Source organism: Streptomyces drozdowiczii, from assembly GCF_026167665.1.
GTDB lineage: Bacteria > Actinomycetota > Actinomycetes > Streptomycetales > Streptomycetaceae > Streptomyces > Streptomyces drozdowiczii_A.
Genome location: NZ_CP098740.1, coordinates 3,101,003 through 3,117,703, shown reverse-complemented (window position 1 = coordinate 3,117,703; position 16,701 = coordinate 3,101,003). Strand labels below are relative to the sequence as shown.

The following is a 16,701-nucleotide window of genomic DNA, read 5'->3' as shown; positions in this document are numbered from 1 at the left end:
GGGCGGGCAAGGGGCCTTCTCCCGGCGCCGGGCGGACCGGGACGCGGATTCCCCGGAGGCCCCCGTCCCGCCCCAGGCGGACCCGGACGCCTCGGCCCCGCACCGGTTGGGCATGGGCGAGCTCGGCGCGGACGCCGCCGCCGACGACTGGTGGCAGGACGAACCCGGGCCGTTCGCTGAGACGGGACCCGGAGCGTTCGGGGAGTTCGGGCCGGGGACGGAGGTGCCGGGGTTCCGGGGCGGCGTCGAGATTCCGGCGCTGCTGCGGCCGCCGGAGGCGGAGGAGGAGCCGGAGGCGGAGGTCCCCGAGGAGGAGCCGGAGGCACCGGCACCTCCTCCGGAGAAGACGCGCCGCCTCCGCCGCGCCCGCCCGGCCCCGGCGGCCCCCGAGGCGACCCCCGCCGGGGCTTCGGCCACCCCGTACTGCTGCTGGCGGCGGCGCTCCTGGTGGTGGGCGCGGTGATGGGCTCCCTGCTGGCCCTGGCAGGCGGCTGGCTGCTCGCGTACAGCTCCCGCAAACTGTCCCGCGCCGAAGCGAAGTGGGCCGCGATGGGCCTCCCCGGCGCGGTCGCGGCGGCCGCCCTGGTCTGGCTCTGGGGCCGCATGGACGGCCGCTGGGGCACCCCGATCCCGGAACACGGCATGAAGGACGCGCTGGGCGACGTATGGCCGATAACGGTACGCACGGCGGCGGTGGCGTCGGCCCTGTTCCTGCTGTGGAGGGCAAGGCGAAGGTAGAAGAGAGGGCGCGCCCCGGGGATGCCCCGCACCCCCGAAACCCACCCCCCGGCCGAAGGCCGGCCCGGCACAATGGATCGCATGACCCCCTCACCCCTCACGGTCGGCTTCGACCTGGACATGACGCTCATCGACTCCCGCCCCGGCATCAAGGCCGTCTACGACGCCCTCGTCGCCGAGACGGGCACCCCGATCGACACCGACCTCGTGGTGAGCCGCCTCGGCCCCCCGCTGGAGGACGAGCTCGCGAACTGGTTCCCCGCCGCCGACGTCCCCGCCGTGGCGAACCGGTACCGCGCGATGTACCCCGCGTACGCCATCGAGCCGACCCTCGCCATGCCCGGCGCCCGGGAGGCGATCGAGGCGATACGGGAGCGCGGCGGCCGCACGATGGTCGTCACCGCCAAGTACGAGCCGAACGCCAAGCTGCACCTGGCCCACCTGGGCATCGAGCCCGACGTCATCGCGGGCAACCTCTGGGCGGAGCAGAAGGGGGTCGCGCTCAAGGAGCACGGCGCCACGGTCTACGTCGGCGACCACATCGGCGACATCCGAGGCGCGAAGGCCGCGAACGCCGTCCCGGTGGGCGTCGCGACAGGCCCCTGCGACGCGGAGGAACTCCGTACGGCCGGAGCCCACACCGTCCTCGCCTCGCTCACCGAACTCCCCGCCTGGCTCGACGCGTACACGGAGCGCACCGCGCGCTAACGCGCCACGAACAGCTCCCGGAACGCCCTGGCCCGCTCCCCGATGATCCGCATGCGCGCGTCCCACTCGGGCCCCGCGCATGGGCCGGGTCGGTGGTGATCTGGCCGTCGTGCTTCCGGTAGAGGAGCCCCACCTCGGCGATGAACCAGCCCGGGCTGAAGGCGTCGAGCCCGAGCAGCAGCCCGGTGTCGCCCGAGGCCGGCAGCGCGGTCCACCCGCCGAGGGCGACGACGAGCTGCCGGCGTACGCACAGGGTGGCCGGATGGACCTGCGGCCGGTGGTGCCGCTCCCAGTGGGCGAGAACGGCGCCGGGCTCGACCCGCCCCTCCGCCGGGTTCGGGAAGCCGACGCGGCTGCCGTCGGGCATCAGGTCGAGCACCGCCGAGGTGACCCACCCGACCTCGGGCCGCTCCGTCAGCACCCGGATGTCCCGGGCCAGCGCCCCGTCGGTCAGCAGATCATCGCCGTCCAGCGTCTTGACCAGCTCCCCGTACGACCGCCCGAGCGCCACGGTCCGAGAGACATGCGGCCCGCCCCGCCGCGAGCAGGCGACCTTGATCCGGGGATCGTCCGGCAGCACCCCCGCCGCCCCGACCCCCTCCCCGTCCTCCTGTATCAGCCACTCCCACTCCCACCCGTCGGGCAGAACCTGCCCGACGAGGGAGTCGTACGTCTCCCGCAGATACGCGAGCCCGGCCCGGTGGACGGGGGTGATGACGGACAAGAGATTGGTCATGAGCGGCCTTCCGGGCAGCGGAACAACATGCCCACCGCAGCGAAGCACAGCCCCGACACCCCGTCAAAAGCCCGTGTCTGCAATCGAATCAGTCGTCCGGGAGAGGCGTCCCATCCGCGCCTGGATCTTCCGCAGCCGTTCCCAGCCGGACGGGCCGCCGCCGTCACCCAGCACGTAGTGCAGAACCGGCCCGGCGGCCGGTCCGAGGTGCATCGGCACGGTGTCGGCGAGGGCCGTGCCGGTGAGGCCGAGGCCGGTGACGGCATCGGGCCCCAGCGTGAAGGAGAGGGGAGCCGAAGGCGGTTGGTGACGGGCCGGAGTGCTCAGGTCGGCCCGGGCGGACCGCAGTTGGACGAGCATGGTCGCGAGACCGTGATCCGTGGCCAGGGACGCCGCGAGTTCCGGTACCAGATCCAGCGGCACGTCGTGGCCGGACCCGTAGCCGAGGGCGATCGTCGTGCGTTCCTCGACGCCGACAGCGGTGTGCGACACCCGCACGGTGGCGATCGAGGGGCGGTCGGAACCACCGACGACGACCACCCAGGTGGGCAGGGACCGCTGGGCGCGCCCGCGAGCCAGTTCGGTCAACTGGCGGCGGGACCATGGCACGTTGACGGGCTCGGCGGTGGACCATCCGGCGGGCGGCGCACCCGTGAGTACGCGCCAGGCCAGCTCCGGGGCACCGCCGAGGGTGAGGCGGTCGTCGGCCGGATGAATCGTGCGGAGGGAGAGGATCAGCTGCCGCTCCCCCTCGGCCCCGGCAGGCTGCCGGAACGCCTCCGCGATCCGGGGCGCCCCGTCGTCCGTGGTGGCGGGGGCGAAGCGCCCGTCGTGCCAGTCGAGTACGGCCCCGGAGAGGCCGTCGTAGTAGCCGCACTCGAGGTTCCGGACAACCCAGCGCGAAGGCAGTCCGTCGAGCAGGGTGTGGAAGGGGAACGTGAGCCGGGTGTCCGGCGGCGTGACGAGTTGCAGCTCACGCCCGGTGCGTGCGGCGTTACGGGCGACGTCGGCCAGCCATGTGGTCGCCGCCACGACGGGGCGTCCCTGGATGACGACGGCCGCCCTCGCGGTGAGCACGTCGACGCCGGGGGGAGCCGTATCGCCGCGGAGTCCCGCGAGGTCGGGCACCACCTCGGTGTGCCCGGCCCCGGGCGGCCAGACGGCGCCCCCGAGCACCGCTGCCAGCCGACCCGCGACGGACCCCGCGAGCCGGGCGGCCTCCGCTGCCGCACTGGACGCCCGCGCCTCCGTCCACCAGACGGGCGACTCGTTCCAGACGCCCTTGCCGAGCAACCTCTCGACCTCGCGGGGCACTTGGAGGTACCGGGGCGCTTCGAGCGAGAGCAGCGTCTGCCCGGAGTCCGCGCACAGGCGCACGACGGCCCCGTCCCCGGCCCGGTCCACCCGCAGATCGGGGCCGCCCGCGTGCAGCCCGGCCAGCAGCGCTTTCGGGTCGGGCATCCGAGGGGTGAGGGCGATGACGTCCTGGGTCATGCTGCTCCGTCTTGTGAGGATGGCGTGCGAAGCGGTCAGTACCGGCCGGACAGTTCCTCCAGGGCGTCCAGGGACGGTGCTTCCAGGTGGCTCCCCCGGGCGATGACGCCGGCTTCCGGAGGTGCGGGGCGCCGGACCGCGTCCTGTAGTGCCGCGAGCGGGGTGAGCCCGCTCCGGTGGGCTTCCCTGAGGGCTGTGATCCAGGCCGCCCCGGCGTCGAACGCCTCGTCACCGGCTGCGGTACGGGGCACGTACCCGGCGGCGGAGTCGTCGACGGCCGCCCAGACGAACCCCAGCGTCCGGTCGTCCCGCCGAACCGCGAGGTACCGGACGGGGCCGTCGGCGATCTGCTCGTAGTCGTCCTCGGACCCCGGCAGACGGGAGTCGAGCAGCCGTGCGCGGTCGAGCGTCTCGAAGGTCCCCCAGGCGTCGTCGTAGGCGGGGCCTTCGGCCCGTAGGTCCCTGAAACCGGTCGTGCTCGGTGCCGCGTACCGATTCTCGTCACCCGGTTCGGGCGGGGCGCCCAGCAGCGCCGAGATGCCGTCGAGCGCGGCGGCGAGGCGGGGCGCGTTCAGCGCGTGCACCTCGGGCTGTTCCCTGCCGCGGGTGTCCATCGTCAGCCAGGCATCGGAGTACGTCTCCAGCGTCGCGACCAGCAGGGTGCCGCCCCACACCTCCACCTGAACGACGAAGAGCTTCTCGGCGCGGTAAGTGCCCCCGGGCTCCAGCCATGTGCCGGGGCAGTCGATGCGGATGACGACGACGAGGTCCCCTGCCAGCGTGTCCGCCTCCCGCACCGCTCGGGCGAAGGGCGAATCCGGCGCCCACGGTGGCGCTCCGAGGTCCAGTCCGCTCAGTTCCACCCGGACATCCCGCGGATCGCTCCGGTCGGAGACCCGCAAGGCAGCCCTCCCGCCCGATGCGGAGAGGCCCCGGTCCGCCAGTCGGCCCCACAGTCCCGCTGCCGTCCGTGCGGCATCGCTGGGACGCAATTCGTCATTGTGCGTGGAGAGTTCCCACACCCACTCGCCGACGGGAGTCGAGGTGATCACAACATGTCCTTGGGGTCGGTGCGACTGCCCGGCGGAATGACAAGATTGCCGTCCTCCAGTCGGATGACGAACGTGATACCTGTGCCCTTTCGTCCCCGTGCGCCGCTGTGGATGGCGAGGAGTTCATCGTAGGAGCCGTTGGTCATCCAGTCCCGCACGGTTCCCCGTCCTCCGTCCACGAGCATCACGGAGTGGTCGGCGTCGGCGATGGCCAACTGCAACAAGTACTTGCCTCGCGTGATCTCGCTGACCGGGTCCTGCGGGTCGTTGAGGTGCTTCATCTGGTACGCGTACACGTCCCCGGACTCGTCCCGGATGCGGATATCCACGTCGGCGCCTACCGGGACCTTCTGTTCGAAGTCGATGGCGTGCGCCGGGACACCGCTTTCCACCAGCTTGTCCGCGAAGATCAACTGGTCGGCGGACGGCTGGAACATATACGCCTTGTTCGCTCCCAGAGCAGAGACGACCTGGCCGTACTCATCGGCCTGATTGAAGCGACCCGAGGCGATGATGTCGGCGACGCGCTGCCCGTCCGGTTCCGAGGCGAGCCGCTCCAGAACCCGTTCCAGCACATTCGGCTTGGGGCGTTTCCTTCCCGGCACGCTCTGCACGGCGTCGCGGATGCGTTGCTCCGTTTCGCTGCCGCGGATGAGGGGACCGCCGCTCTCGGGCACGGGGCTGTGGGGCGCGGGGAGGCTTCCGCCGGAACCTCCCGAACCGCCGTCGGTGGCACGGCCGGTGTCACCGTTTCCGCTCGCCCCCTCACCATCAGGCGCGTCCCCCGCCCGTGCGCCGCGTCATCGCGGTGCACGGCATGAGTTCCCTCACCGGCGGGGTGCGGCGCCGCGTTCTCGTGCATGTGTGCCGCGGACGTCTCGGCTTGTGCCCCGACGCCGACCGGCTGCCGTTCGGCGTCGCCCCGCCGGTCGGCCGTCGGTTCATGCCGTGCCGGTTCCAGGTGGGGGTTGCCCTCGTGGTCGAGGGGGACGAAGTTGCCGTCCTTGTCGATGCGGTAGCGGTGGTCCAGGTCCAGGGCGCCGTCGGGGAAGCGTGAGGCCGGGATGCGGAGGTGGTCGCTGACGTTGGCGAGTACCTGGGAGACCTTGGGCAGGTCCGACAGGGCCTTGGCCGCCTTGAACGCGCCGCCGAGCGGGTCCAGGGCATCGCCGATGCGGGCCACGGTGCCGGCCGCCTTCGCGAACGTCCCGCCCTTGCCGAGCTTGGCGGCGACCCCCAGCGGGCCCGCGAAGAGGGTGAGCAGGTTGAACGAGACGATCGCGTGGCCGCGGGCCGGGTCCTCCGGCGTGACGTCGTACGCGACGAGCTGCTTGGCGAACTCCTTCGCGTACGCCTCGCTCTCCCGTTGCCAGTCCGACAGGTGCTCGCCCTGACCGAGGGCATCCATCCCGTACGCGTATCCGCCGACGGCTGTCCGGCGTAAGCCGTCCCATGCCTCGTCGCGGGAGTCCTCGCCGTGGAGGCCCACCAGCGTGCCCAGGCCGTCGATGCCGCCCCAGATGCTGTCCTTGGCGAGGCCGTCCCAGGCCCAGCTCTTGGCGCCGTGGCCCCACCAGCCGAGACTCCAGCGCTCGTACGTGCGCTCCTCGGGGCTGCCCCACGGCAGGTTCTTCATCCCGGCGAGCAGGTCCTCGGACGGGCCGTACGTGCGGGGTCCGTGGGAGCCGTCGTCGGCGGTCCAACGGGGTCTGGACATGGCGGGGCTGATCGCCTCGATCACGTTCGCCGCTTTGCGTTCCGCCTCGTGGAAGCCGTCCTGAGCCGTGGCCACGTCGTCCATCAGGGCCTGGTACTCGTCGAGCTTCTTCGGGTCCTCGGTCCAGTCGTCGTCGCCCTCGACACCGTGGACGAAGTCGATCGCGTCCAGCTTCAGCTGCTTCAGCCGGTCCGCGTGCGGCTTCGCCTCGTGGATGAAGGTGTCCAGGGCGTCCGCCAGCGACTCGATGTCCGTGGCGAACTCCTCCGCCGTGTCCATCACCGGCTGGGTGGAGGAGAACAGGCGGTCGGCCTCGGGCGCCTTGTAGTAACCGGCCGTCGCCTGGAAGCGGGAATGGACGTCCTTCCCGCTGGTGCGGATGCCGAGGGCGTGCGTACGGAGACCGGACGCGGCCTTCTCCAACTGGGCTAAGTCGCCGGTGTACTGCGGGATGCCGCCGGGCTGGATCACGGCGGCTACTTCCCGTCCCGCTCGCCGGACGGCTTCCCGGCGGCTCTGAGCTCGGCGGGAGTGGGGGCCTTGGCCGCCTCGCGCTGGGCCCGGGCCGCCATGGCGAGGTCGCCCTCGATGTACTCGGTGGTGGCCTTGACCGTGCCGTCCATCGACTTCTTGGCCCGGGCCGCCATGAACGTGATCTTGTGCTGTGTGTCGGTCACGAAGTTGACGACGGCGGCCCCCACCGGACCCGCCGGCGCCTCACCGCAGTAGGGCCCGCTGATCGTCCCCGCGGACACCGCCGCGTCCTGCACGTTCCTGCCGTAGCCCCTGACATCTTTGCTCAAGTCCTTGGCGGCGAGCCCGACCAGGGAAAGGATCGACTCCACCCCGCCCGGATCGATGTCCCATTCCGTCATGGCGTCCCCCGGTACGGCGCTGCTGGGAGCTCCATCTCTACCAAGGGGTGCGTTGCAAGTGCAACGCATTTCTGGCCAAAGGCGGCAGGGCGCGGCTACCGCTCCCGCGACCCCGCGCGTGCCGAGCGGATGACGCCCGCGGCGGCGATCAGGAAGCCGACGCCCATCAGCATGCAGAGGGACCAGGCGATGGACGGCAGGGGGTGGGTGCCGAGGAAGAGGGGGCCATGGTGGCGAGGGTGGAGAGGGCGCCGATGAAGAAGACGATCGCGCCGATCCGGACCAGCCGGTCGCCCGCGCCGGAAGATGAGGTACTCACCCCCTCAGGGTAGTTCCCGGACGCCGCGGAACCGTGTGCGGGTGAAGCAGGTGCCGTTTCCGGACACAGTCCGGATGACCAGGCTTGACGAGGGGTACTTCCCCTGTGGAGGCTTCAGCCAGCAGGGGAGCACGACCACAGGACGGCCTGACCTGCTGAGGGCATTCGTTCCGGCATACGGGTTGAGATGGGGTGCGTGCTTTGCCGACTGGCAAGGTGAAGTGGTTCAACAGCGAGAAGGGCTTCGGCTTCCTCTCCCGCGACGACGGCAGCGACGTCTTCGTGCACTCGTCCGTGCTCCCGGCCGGGGTCGACGCTCTCAAGCCCGGTCAGCGCGTCGAATTCGGCGTGGTCGCCGGTCAGCGCGGTGACCAGGCGCTCTCCGTGACGGTCCTCGACCCGACCCCGTCCGTCGCGGCCGCCCAGCGCCGCAAGCCGGACGAGCTGGCGTCGATCGTCCAGGACCTGACGACCGTCCTGGAGAACATCACCCCGATGCTGGAGCGCGGCCGCTACCCCGACAAGGCCGCGGGCGCCAAGATCGCCGGCCTCCTGAGAGCGGTCGCGGACCAGCTGGACGTGTAGGCGCCCGGCGCTCAGACGAACGACAGCGCGTCCGGGGCGAGCGCCGGGACCAGGCCCTCCGCCGCCGCGCGGGTCAGCAGGCCGCGGACCGCCGCGTAGCCGTCCTCGCCCAGGTCCGCGGTGAACTCGTTCACGTACAGGCCGATGTGCTGGTCCGCGACGGACGGGTCCATCTCCTGGGCGTGGGCCTGGACATACGGGCGCGACGCTTCCGGGTCGTCCCACGCCATGCGGACCGAGGTGCGGGCCGACTCGGCGAGGAGCTTCAGCGTGTCCGCGCCCAGCGAGCGCTTGGCGATGATCGCGCCGAGCGGGATCGGCAGGCCGGTGGTGTCCTCCCAGTGCCTGCCCATGTCGGCCAGGTTGTGCAGGCCGTAGTTCTGGTACGTGAAGCGCGCCTCGTGGATGACCAGTCCGGCGTCCACCTTGCCGTCCCGGACGGCCGGCATGATCTCGTCGAACGGCATGACGACGATCTCGCCCACCCCGCCCGGCACCACGTCGGCCGCCCAGAGGCGGAACAGCAGGTACGCCGTCGAGCGCTCGCTCGGTACGGCGACCGTCTTCCCGGTCAGGTCGGTGCCCGCCTCGCGGGTGAGGACGAGCGGGCCGCAGCCCCGGCCCAGCGCGCCGCCGCACGGCAGCAGCGCGTACTCCTCCAGGACCCAGGGCAGCACCGCGTACGACACCTTGAGCACGTCCAGTTCGCCGCGCTCGGCCATGCCGTTGGTGAGGTCGATGTCCGCGAACGTGACGTCCAGCGCCGGTGCGCCGGGGACCCTGCCGTGCGCCCAGGCGTCGAAGACGAACGTGTCGTTCGGGCAGGGCGAGAAGGCGATGCGCAGCGCGTCAGTCTGCGGTGTCGTCTCGGTCATGGCGGGTCCAGCCTTCCAGTACGGGTATGAGCTTCCCGAACGCCTCGGTCAGCGCGGTCAGTGCGTCGCCGATGCGCCAGGCGTCGCGGTCGCGCGGGCCGACGGTGTTCGACACGGCCCTGATCTCCAGGACCGGTACGCCGGCCAGCTCCGCCGCCTCCGCGACCCCGAAGCCCTCCATGGCCTCGGCGACCGCGTGCGGGTGGGCGGCCAGCAGGGCGGCGGTGGTCTCCGCCGTGCCGGTGGCGGTGGAGACGGTGAGGATGTCGCCGGGTGTCGCCCCGGTCGCCTCGGCGGCAGCGCGTACGAGGGCGGGGGGCGGGGTGTGCCAGGTCCGGCCGAAGCCGAGGCCGGTCACCGGAACGAAGCCGTCCGGCGTTTCGGCGCCCAGGTCCGCCGCGCCGATGCGGCGGGACACGGCCAGCGAGCCGACCGGGGCGACCGGCGCGAAGCCGCCGCCGATGCCCGCCGAGACCACCAGGCCGTAGGGGTGCGCCGCCAGCGCGAACGCCGTCGAAGCCGCGGCGGCGGCCGGGCCCGCGCCGCCCGCGAGCACGTCCAGCGGGCCGGTGCGGTGGATCTCCGCGCCGCGGATCCGGTGGACCGCCGGCTCGTCCCCGTACGCACGCGTGACCGCGTCCCGTTCCACCGGGACCGCGGTCACGACGAGTACGTGCACGTCAGTCGGTCTTCTTCAGCTTGAAGTGCCAGATGCCGATGACCTTCGCGCCCTTGGTCTCCACGATGCTGACCTGGGAGTTCTTCGGCGCGGCCCCCTCGGTCTGGGTGGAGAAGAAGGCGCTGCCGTTGATGGACCGGTAGGTCTTCTTGGAGGGCTCCGGCTCGCCGCGCTGGCCGTCGAGGAAGAGGGTCCAGCCGTTGTCCGCGATCTCCGGGTCGACACCGAAGTGGACCGTGTCGGTCATCGAGACGTCGATGCTCTTCCCGGCCTCCTTGTTGAGGCACTTCTGGGCCTCGGAGTTCTTGAGGGCCTTGCCGTCGTTGTAGCAGGCGGCCTCGGAGCTCACCGAGTTGTCGCCGACCGTCACGGTGGCGAGCGGCGTCGGCTTGTCGCAGGCGGAGAGGACGAGGAGTCCCGCGGACACGGCACCAAGAGCGACGCCGATTCGACGGCCCTTACCGGAGAAGAACGCAACGGTCATGGGCCGAAGGCTATCGGTCGCTCCCGCTCACGCCACGCGGGGGTGCGGCGAGCCGCGCCGCGCGGCGCCCAGCAGCCCCCGTACGGAGGCGGAGGCTCCGAGCGCCAGCAGCCCGGCGGCGACGGACATGCCCAGTACGCCGTTGAGGGGGAGGGCGATGCCGATCGCGCCGCCCACCACCCAGGCCATCTGAAGCAGCGTCTCGGAGCGGGCGAACGCGGAGGTCCGCACCTCCTCCGGCACATCGCGCTGGATCATCGCGTCCAGCGACAGCTTCGACAGCGCCTGCGTGAGCCCCGCCGTCGCGGCGAGCGCGGCGACCATGACCGTGGAGAAGAAGACGGCCGCCAGGATCGCCACGCCCAGCGCGAGGCCCAGCACCGAGGCGACGATGATCTCCGGGCCGCGCGCCCGCAGCCAGGAGCCGACCGCGGTGCCCAGCGCGTTGCCGACGCCCGCCGCCGCGCCGACGATGCCCAGCGAGATCGCGGCGCTCTGGCCGGCGAGCGGGTGCTCGCGCAGCAGGAACGCCAGGAAGAAGATCAGGAAGCCGGAGAGCGCGCGGTGCGCGGCGTTGGCCTGGAGGCCGTGCAGTACGGACGGGCCGACGGACCGCAGCCCCGGCCGCCGCTCGCGGCTCTTGCCGCCGGTCTTGGTTCCGCCCTTGTTCCCGGGTTTCGTGGGGGACGGCCGCGGCTCGCTCCCGCCGTGCGGCGGTACGAGCTGCGCACGGCTCTCGCCCTTCGCCGAGTCCACCTTCGGCGGCAGCGTGAACGCCAGGATCCCGCCGCCGACGAAGATCGCGCAGGCCCCGTACAGCGGCCACTGCGGCCCGATCGTCTGGAGCCCCGCCCCGACGGGCGCGGCGGCCCCGGTGGCCAGCAGCCCGGCGAGCGTCACCCGTGAGTTGGCCTTCACCAGCGAGAACTTCGGTGGCAGCAGGCGCGGTACGACGGCGCTGCGCACCACTCCGTACGCCTTCGAGCAGACCAGTACGCCGAGCGCCGCCGGGTACAGCTCCAGGTCGCCGGTCGCGACCGCGCCGGACATGGTCAGCGCCAGCGCCGCCCGCGCCAGCATGGAACCGGCCATCGCGGCCCGGCGGCCGTGCGGCAGGCGGTCCAGGAGCGGGCCGATGACCGGCGCCAGGAGGATGAACGGCGCCATCGTCACCGCGAGGTACAGCGCGACCCGCCCGCGCGCCTGGTCGGTCGGTACGGAGAAGAACACGGTGGACGCGAGCGCGACGGTGATCATCACATCGCCCGCGCCGTTCACCGCGTGCAGCTCGATCAGCTTGCCGAGGCCGCTCTCGCCGGCGCCGTGCGCGTGGGTCGCCTTGCGGATGCCCCGGGCGGTGCCGGTGAAGGGGACGCGCAGGGCATGACCGATCGACCGGCCCGCACTGCGGAGCGGGCCGGGACCGTCGTGCGACCTGGCTGAAGCCACTTGGTCATAGTGCCCCAGGAGTGTGTGATGCGAACCGGCATCCTGGCGGGGCGCGGTCGGGACCGCCCCGTCGGGTCAGTGAGCGCGGCGCGCCGGAGGCGCGAAACGGTGGGGTCGGGGGCGGTACGGGGTCGGCGCGGGGTGGCGGAAACGGCGGCGTTTCGGACGGCAGGTGGGCGGGGAGCGGCGGAGAGGGTAGCGTGCGTAGCGCGCCACCGGCGGTTGTTCTCGGCCGCGCGCCTCTCGGCGATCCCGCAGAATGGATTGCGGAAGGCGTGCCCGAGGTTGGCTCAACGGGTGTGGACGTCGACGCGGCCCCCAGGTCCGCTCCGTCCGCGACCGTATGGCCGAAATCGATGGTCGATGTGCTGGCGCGCTCGTGAGACTGGCGTAGGAGAGAAGCGAGACCTGTGAGTGCTGCGACGACGCGAGGCCGTACGGCCCGTACCGCCCGTACCCCCGCTCCCGACCGTCTGTGCGCCGAGGCGGTAGACCTCGCCCGCGCGGCGGCGGAGGAGGCGGCCGCGCCGGGGATCGTGGGTGAGCATGTGGCGGTGGTCTCCGAGGGGGACCGGGTCGTCACGCATTACTTCGAGTGCGAGGACCCCGGCTACCGGGGCTGGCGCTGGGCCGTGACGGTGGCCCGGGCCTCCCGCGCGAAGAACGTCACCCTGGACGAGACCGTGCTGCTGCCGGGCTCCGACGCGCTGCTCGCGCCGGAGTGGGTGCCGTGGAGCGAGCGGCTGCGGCCGGGGGACATGGGCCCCGGCGACCTGCTGCCGACCGAGGCGGACGACCTGCGGCTGGAGCCGGGGTACACGGGGGCGGACGAGCCGCTGCCGAACGCGCCGGCCACGGATGAGCTGGCCGACCTGGTGGACGTCGAGGACGCGGAGCTGACGACGCGCCCGGATCCGGCCGCGCGCGGATCGATCGCGGCGGTGGCGGAAGAGCTGGGCATGCGGCGGGCGCGGGTGCTGTCGCGTTACGGGCTGCACTCGGCGGCGGACCGCTGGGACGAGGAGTTCGGCCCGAAGACCCCGATGGCGCAGGCCGCGCCGGCGTCGTGCGTGTCCTGCGCGTTCCTGGTGCCGCTGGCGGGCTCGCTGCGGCAGGCGTTCGGGGTGTGCGCGAACGAGTTCGGTCCGGCGGACGGGCATGTGGTGTCGCTGTCGTACGGGTGCGGGGGGCACTCGGAGGCGGCGGTGATGCCGAAGCCGCCTGCGGCGGTGCCGCATCGGTTGGACACGGTGCGGGTGGATGAGTATCCGTTGCACGATTCGGCTTCGCCGGGGGACCTGGGCCACGCGTAGCCGGGCGGCGCCCGGGGCCCACGCGGGCTCGGGCTTCCCCGGCGAACCGGTTCCGTCCTCAATCGCCGGACGGGCTTGGTTCGGGCGGCCCGGAAGGCTCGGGGGCTCCGTAGCACCGGTTCCGTCCTCAATCGCCGGACGGGCTTGGGGGGTGCCGGTGTGGGCTTTTGGGTGCGGGTCTGTTGAGGCTCGCTGCCGACTCGCGAGCGTCTTCCGACCCGCACCGGCCAGATCCAGCCCGTCCGGCGTTTGAGGACGGAAGCCTGCGCTCGGTGGGCCCGGGGCCGCGGACTTCCAGCCTGTCCGGCGTTTGAGGACGGAACCCTGTATGTGGTGGGCCCGGGCCCGCGGACATCCAGCCTGTCCGGCGTTTGAGGACGGAAGCCTTGGGGTGGGGGCGGGGAGTCGGGGGCCGGGTTGTACCCGGTAGCTTCGCGGGGTACGCGAATATCGCAGCGGCAGAGGGAGCACGCGCATGGGCATCAACGCGACGGAGGGCGATCCGTTCGGTACCGCGCGGTTGCGGCGCGGCGTGCTCGCCGCCTGGGGTGCCGGGCCCGCCCGGTTCCGGGAGGACGCCAACGCCGAGGAGGACCTCGCGCTCGGCGGCTACCGCGACCGCCTCGTGGTCGAGCTGGCCCAGAACGCCGCCGACGCCGCCGCCCGCGCCGGGACCCCGGGCCGACTGAGGCTCACGCTGCACCCCGCAACCGACGGCACACCGGCCGTCCTCGCCGCCGCGAACACCGGCGCCCCCCTGGACGCCACCGGCGTCGAATCCCTGTCCACCCTGCGCGCCTCCGCGAAGCGGGAAGGGCACGAGGGCGCCGTCGGCCGGTTCGGCGTCGGGTTCGCCGCCGTGCTCGCGGTGAGCGACGAGCCGGCGATCACCGGCCTGCACGGCGGCGTCCGCTGGTCCCTCGCCGAGGCCCGCGAGCTCGCCCGGGAGGCCGCCGTCGGCAGCCCCGGACTCGGCGACGAGCTGCGCCGCCGCGACGGCCACGTACCGCTGCTGCGCCTCCCGCTGCCCGCCGAGGGCACCGCGCCCGACGGCTACGACACCGTCGTCGTGCTGCCGCTGCGCGACGGCGTCGCCGAGGACCTGGTCGAACGGCTGCTGGCCGCCGTGGACGACGCCCTGCTCCTCACGCTGGCCGGGCTGGAAGAGGTCGTCGTCGAGACCCCGGAGGGCGTACGCACCCTCCGCCGCTCCCAGCACGGCCCGTACACGCACATCGAGGACTCCGCGCACGGTACGAACCGCTGGCGCACCGCCGTCCACCACGGGCCGATCGAGCCCGGACTCCTCGCCGACCGCCCGCTGGAGGAACGCCTCCGCCCGCACTGGTCGGTGACCTGGGCCGTCCCGGTGGACGCGGACGGCGCCCCGGTCCACCCGCGTACCGCACCCGTCGTGCACGCGCCGACGCCCACCGACGAACCGCTCGGCCTGCCCGCGCTGCTCATCGCCTCGCTGCCGCTGGACACCACCCGCCGGCACCCCGCCCCCGGACCGCTCACCGACTTCCTGGTGCGGCGCGCCGCCGACGCGTACGCGGAGCTGCTCGGCGACTGGGAGCCGGTGTCCGTCGCGACGATCGGCCTGGTGCCGGGCCCCCTCGGCCAGGGCGCGCTGGACGGCGCGCTGCGCGGGGCGATCCTGGAGCGGCTGCCGCGCGTCGCGTTCCTGGAGCCGGCCGCCCCGCGGGAACCGGAGCGCTGGGAGGACTGGGACGGGGGCCTCCGGCAGGACAAGGACACCGTCGGGCTGCGCCCGGTCGAGGCCGAGGTGGTGGAGGGCGTCGGAGCGCAGACCGTCGCCGTGCTGGCCGAGGTGCTGCCGTGCCTGCTGCCGGCGGGGCTCGAGCGGCGCGTCGAGCTGCGCACACTCGGCGTCGCCCGCGTCCCGCTGACCGAGGCGATCGACCGCCTGGCCGGTCTGGAACGCGAACCCGCCTGGTGGCGGCGGCTCTACGACAGCCTGGCCGGGGTCGACCCGGACCGGCTGTCGGGGCTCCCGGTACCGCTGGCGGGCGCCGCCCCGGACGCACCTCCGCGTACGACCATCGGCCCCCGGCAGGTCCTCCTCCCGCTCCCCGACGCCCTCTCCGGCCCCGTCCTCGACCGGCTCGGCCGGCTCGGGCTCAAGGTCGCGCACCCGGACGCCGCGCATCCGCTCCTGGAGAAGCTGGGGGCCCTGCCCGCCACGCCGCGCGCCGTGCTGACGACCCCGCAGGTGCGGGCCGCCGTGGCCGGGTCGCTGGACGCGGGCGAGGTCTGGGACGAGGACGCGCTCGACGGCGACGAGCTGGTGGAGACCGTGCTCACCCTGGTCCGCGACGCCGCCCTGGAGCCGGGCGAGGAGCCCTGGCTCGGCGCGCTCGCGCTGCCCGACGAGGACGGCGAACTCGCCCCCGCCGGGGAACTCGTGCTGCCGGACAGCCCGTTCGCCCAGGTCATGCGCGAGGGCGAACTCGCCCTGTGCGACGCGGAGCTGGCCGGGCGCTGGGGCGAACAGCCGCTCACCGCCTGCGGGGTGCTCGCCACTTTCGCGCTCGTCCGGGCCACCGACGTCGTCCTGGACCCGGACGAACTGGATCCGCGCGACGGCGACTTCGCGGAGCCGGACGACGCCGGGCTGCTCGACGCGGTGGACGTGTGGTGCGAGGACATCCTCGACCAGTTCCCGGACAGCCCGGTGCCGCCGGTCGCCACGGAACTCGTCGCCGTACGCGACCTGGACCTGGTGGACGACGACGCCTGGCCGCAGGCGCTCGCCATGCTGGCGCAGCCGCCGTTGCGGGACGCGCTCACGCAGCCGGTCAGGGTGCTGCTTCCGGACGGCACCACGGAGTCCGTCCGCCCGTACACCGCCTGGTGGCTGCGCGGCCACCCGGTGCTGGGCGGCCGCCGCCCGGCGGGTCTGCGCACCCACGGCGGGGACCCCCTGCTCGCGGGGCTCTACGACTCCGCCGACGCGACCGGCTTCGAGGACGCCGAGGTGCTGCGCGCCCTGGGCGTACGGACGTCGGTCGCCGCGCTCCTGGACGAGCCGGGCGGGGCCGCCGAACTGCTCGGCCGGCTCGCCGACGAGGACCGCCCGGTCACCGGCGTACACCTGCACGCGCTGTACACCGCGCTGTCCGCGCTCGACCCGGAACAGGTCACGCTGCCGGACGAGCTGCGGGCGGTCGTGGACGGCGAGGTGCGCGTGGTCGACGCGGCGGACGCGGTGATCGCGGACGCGCCGGACCTGCTGCCGCTCACCGAGGGGCTGCCGCTGCTGCCCGTCGCCCCGGCGCACGCGGCGGAGCTGGCCGAGCTGTTCCAGGTGCGGCGGCTCGGCGAGACCGTGGCGGCCGAGGTCACGAGCGACGGCGAGGAGCACGAGGTGCCCGAGTCCGTCCGCGTGCTGCTGGGTCCGGCGACCCCGGACACGTACATCGAACACGGCGAACTCCGCGCGGGCGGCGTCGAACTCGACTGGCGGCGCACCCCGGACGGAGTCGTGCACGCCTCGACGCTGGAGGGCGTCGCGGCGGGCCTGGCATGGGCGGCCGGGCAGTGGCCCCGCCGCTTCGAGGTCGCGGCGCTGCTGGAGGACCCGTCCCGCACGACCGAGCTGGCCCGGGACCGCTGGTTCGACTGAGCGAACCGGAAGCGCGCCTTCACAAAAA

At 73.3% G+C, this 16,701-nt stretch carries 16 protein-coding genes and 1 pseudogene; 6 read left to right on the top strand and 11 right to left on the bottom strand.

Annotation, left to right across the window (positions count from 1 at the left end; translation table 11 throughout):
- Window positions 1-112: 112 nt before the first annotated feature.
- From NEH16_RS33900 to NEH16_RS14055, 3 genes are all read left to right on the top strand, one after another.
- On the top strand, window positions 113-463 hold the full coding sequence (locus NEH16_RS33900; RefSeq protein WP_430523752.1) for a hypothetical protein: 351 nt from the start codon (window positions 113-115) through the stop codon (window positions 461-463).
- Window positions 460-738 (top strand): hypothetical protein, encoded by a 279-nt coding sequence (locus NEH16_RS33895; protein ID WP_430523751.1) that lies wholly within the window; start codon window positions 460-462, stop codon window positions 736-738. The genes NEH16_RS33900 and NEH16_RS33895 overlap by 4 nt, the downstream gene beginning before the upstream one ends.
- 81 nt (window positions 739-819) lie before the next feature.
- On the top strand, window positions 820-1,446 hold the full coding sequence (locus NEH16_RS14055) for an HAD family hydrolase (RefSeq protein WP_265542545.1): 627 nt from the start codon (window positions 820-822) through the stop codon (window positions 1,444-1,446).
- Here NEH16_RS14055 and NEH16_RS14050 read toward each other — a convergent pair.
- The 7 genes and pseudogenes from NEH16_RS14050 to NEH16_RS14020 form a co-directional block, all read right to left on the bottom strand.
- Complete coding sequence (locus NEH16_RS14050; protein ID WP_265542543.1) at window positions 1,394-2,182, bottom strand: glycosyltransferase; 789 nt, start codon at window positions 2,180-2,182, stop codon at window positions 1,394-1,396. The genes NEH16_RS14055 and NEH16_RS14050 overlap by 53 nt on opposite strands.
- Before the next feature lie 63 nt (window positions 2,183-2,245).
- Window positions 2,246-3,676: a DUF6177 family protein gene (locus NEH16_RS14045; protein ID WP_265542541.1), complete on the bottom strand. Its 1,431-nt coding sequence runs from the start codon at window positions 3,674-3,676 to the stop codon at window positions 2,246-2,248.
- A 35-nt stretch (window positions 3,677-3,711) separates the two neighbouring features.
- On the bottom strand, window positions 3,712-4,539 hold the full coding sequence (locus tag NEH16_RS14040) for a hypothetical protein (RefSeq protein ID WP_265542539.1): 828 nt from the start codon (window positions 4,537-4,539) through the stop codon (window positions 3,712-3,714).
- A 185-nt stretch (window positions 4,540-4,724) separates the two neighbouring features.
- Window positions 4,725-5,165: a hypothetical protein gene (locus NEH16_RS14035; protein WP_265542538.1), complete on the bottom strand. Its 441-nt coding sequence runs from the start codon at window positions 5,163-5,165 to the stop codon at window positions 4,725-4,727.
- Complete coding sequence (locus NEH16_RS14030) at window positions 5,138-6,916, bottom strand: hypothetical protein (RefSeq protein WP_265542536.1); 1,779 nt, start codon at window positions 6,914-6,916, stop codon at window positions 5,138-5,140. Before NEH16_RS14030 ends, NEH16_RS14035 begins: the two co-directional genes overlap by 28 nt.
- A 5-nt stretch (window positions 6,917-6,921) precedes the next feature.
- Window positions 6,922-7,320 carry a DUF6507 family protein gene (locus NEH16_RS14025; protein WP_265542534.1) on the bottom strand — a complete coding sequence of 133 codons (399 nt, stop codon included), beginning with the start codon at window positions 7,318-7,320 and terminating at the stop codon, window positions 6,922-6,924.
- Window positions 7,321-7,415: 95 nt separating this feature from the next.
- Window positions 7,416-7,639: pseudogene (locus NEH16_RS14020) on the bottom strand (hypothetical protein).
- Window positions 7,640-7,840: 201 nt separating this feature from the next.
- Between NEH16_RS14020 and NEH16_RS33570 the strand changes: the two are divergent.
- Window positions 7,841-8,224: a cold-shock protein gene (locus tag NEH16_RS33570; RefSeq protein ID WP_073964676.1), complete on the top strand. Its 384-nt coding sequence runs from the start codon at window positions 7,841-7,843 to the stop codon at window positions 8,222-8,224.
- 11 nt (window positions 8,225-8,235) lie between these two features.
- Here the strand turns inward: NEH16_RS33570 and NEH16_RS14010 are convergent, their stop codons facing one another.
- Genes NEH16_RS14010 through NEH16_RS13995 form a run of 4 tightly spaced genes read right to left on the bottom strand, consistent with a single transcriptional unit; the run spans window position 8,236 to window position 11,711 of the window.
- Entirely contained in the window at window positions 8,236-9,099 is an 864-nt protein-coding gene (locus NEH16_RS14010) for a 1,4-dihydroxy-6-naphthoate synthase (RefSeq protein ID WP_265542532.1), read from the bottom strand.
- Window positions 9,074-9,778, bottom strand: coding sequence for a futalosine hydrolase (locus tag NEH16_RS14005; protein WP_265542530.1), 705 nt, complete (start codon window positions 9,776-9,778; stop codon window positions 9,074-9,076). The genes NEH16_RS14010 and NEH16_RS14005 overlap by 26 nt, the downstream gene beginning before the upstream one ends.
- Window position 9,779: 1 nt before the next feature.
- Window positions 9,780-10,262 carry a DUF2771 domain-containing protein gene (locus NEH16_RS14000; protein WP_265542528.1) on the bottom strand — a complete coding sequence of 161 codons (483 nt, stop codon included), beginning with the start codon at window positions 10,260-10,262 and terminating at the stop codon, window positions 9,780-9,782.
- A gap of 27 nt (window positions 10,263-10,289) precedes the next feature.
- On the bottom strand, window positions 10,290-11,711 hold the full coding sequence (locus tag NEH16_RS13995; protein ID WP_265542526.1) for an MFS transporter: 1,422 nt from the start codon (window positions 11,709-11,711) through the stop codon (window positions 10,290-10,292).
- Window positions 11,712-12,121: 410 nt separating this feature from the next.
- On the opposite strand from NEH16_RS13995, the gene NEH16_RS13990 reads away from it, so the two are divergent.
- Together NEH16_RS13990 and NEH16_RS13985 are read left to right on the top strand one after the other, a co-directional pair.
- The gene (locus NEH16_RS13990; protein WP_265542524.1) at window positions 12,122-13,024 is read left to right on the top strand and encodes a DUF3027 domain-containing protein; all 903 of its coding nucleotides are present in this window, start codon (window positions 12,122-12,124) and stop codon (window positions 13,022-13,024) included.
- 475 nt (window positions 13,025-13,499) lie between these two features.
- Window positions 13,500-16,673, top strand: a complete 3,174-nt coding sequence (locus tag NEH16_RS13985; protein ID WP_265542521.1) for a sacsin N-terminal ATP-binding-like domain-containing protein — start codon at window positions 13,500-13,502, stop codon at window positions 16,671-16,673.
- Window positions 16,674-16,701: the final 28 nt, after the last annotated feature.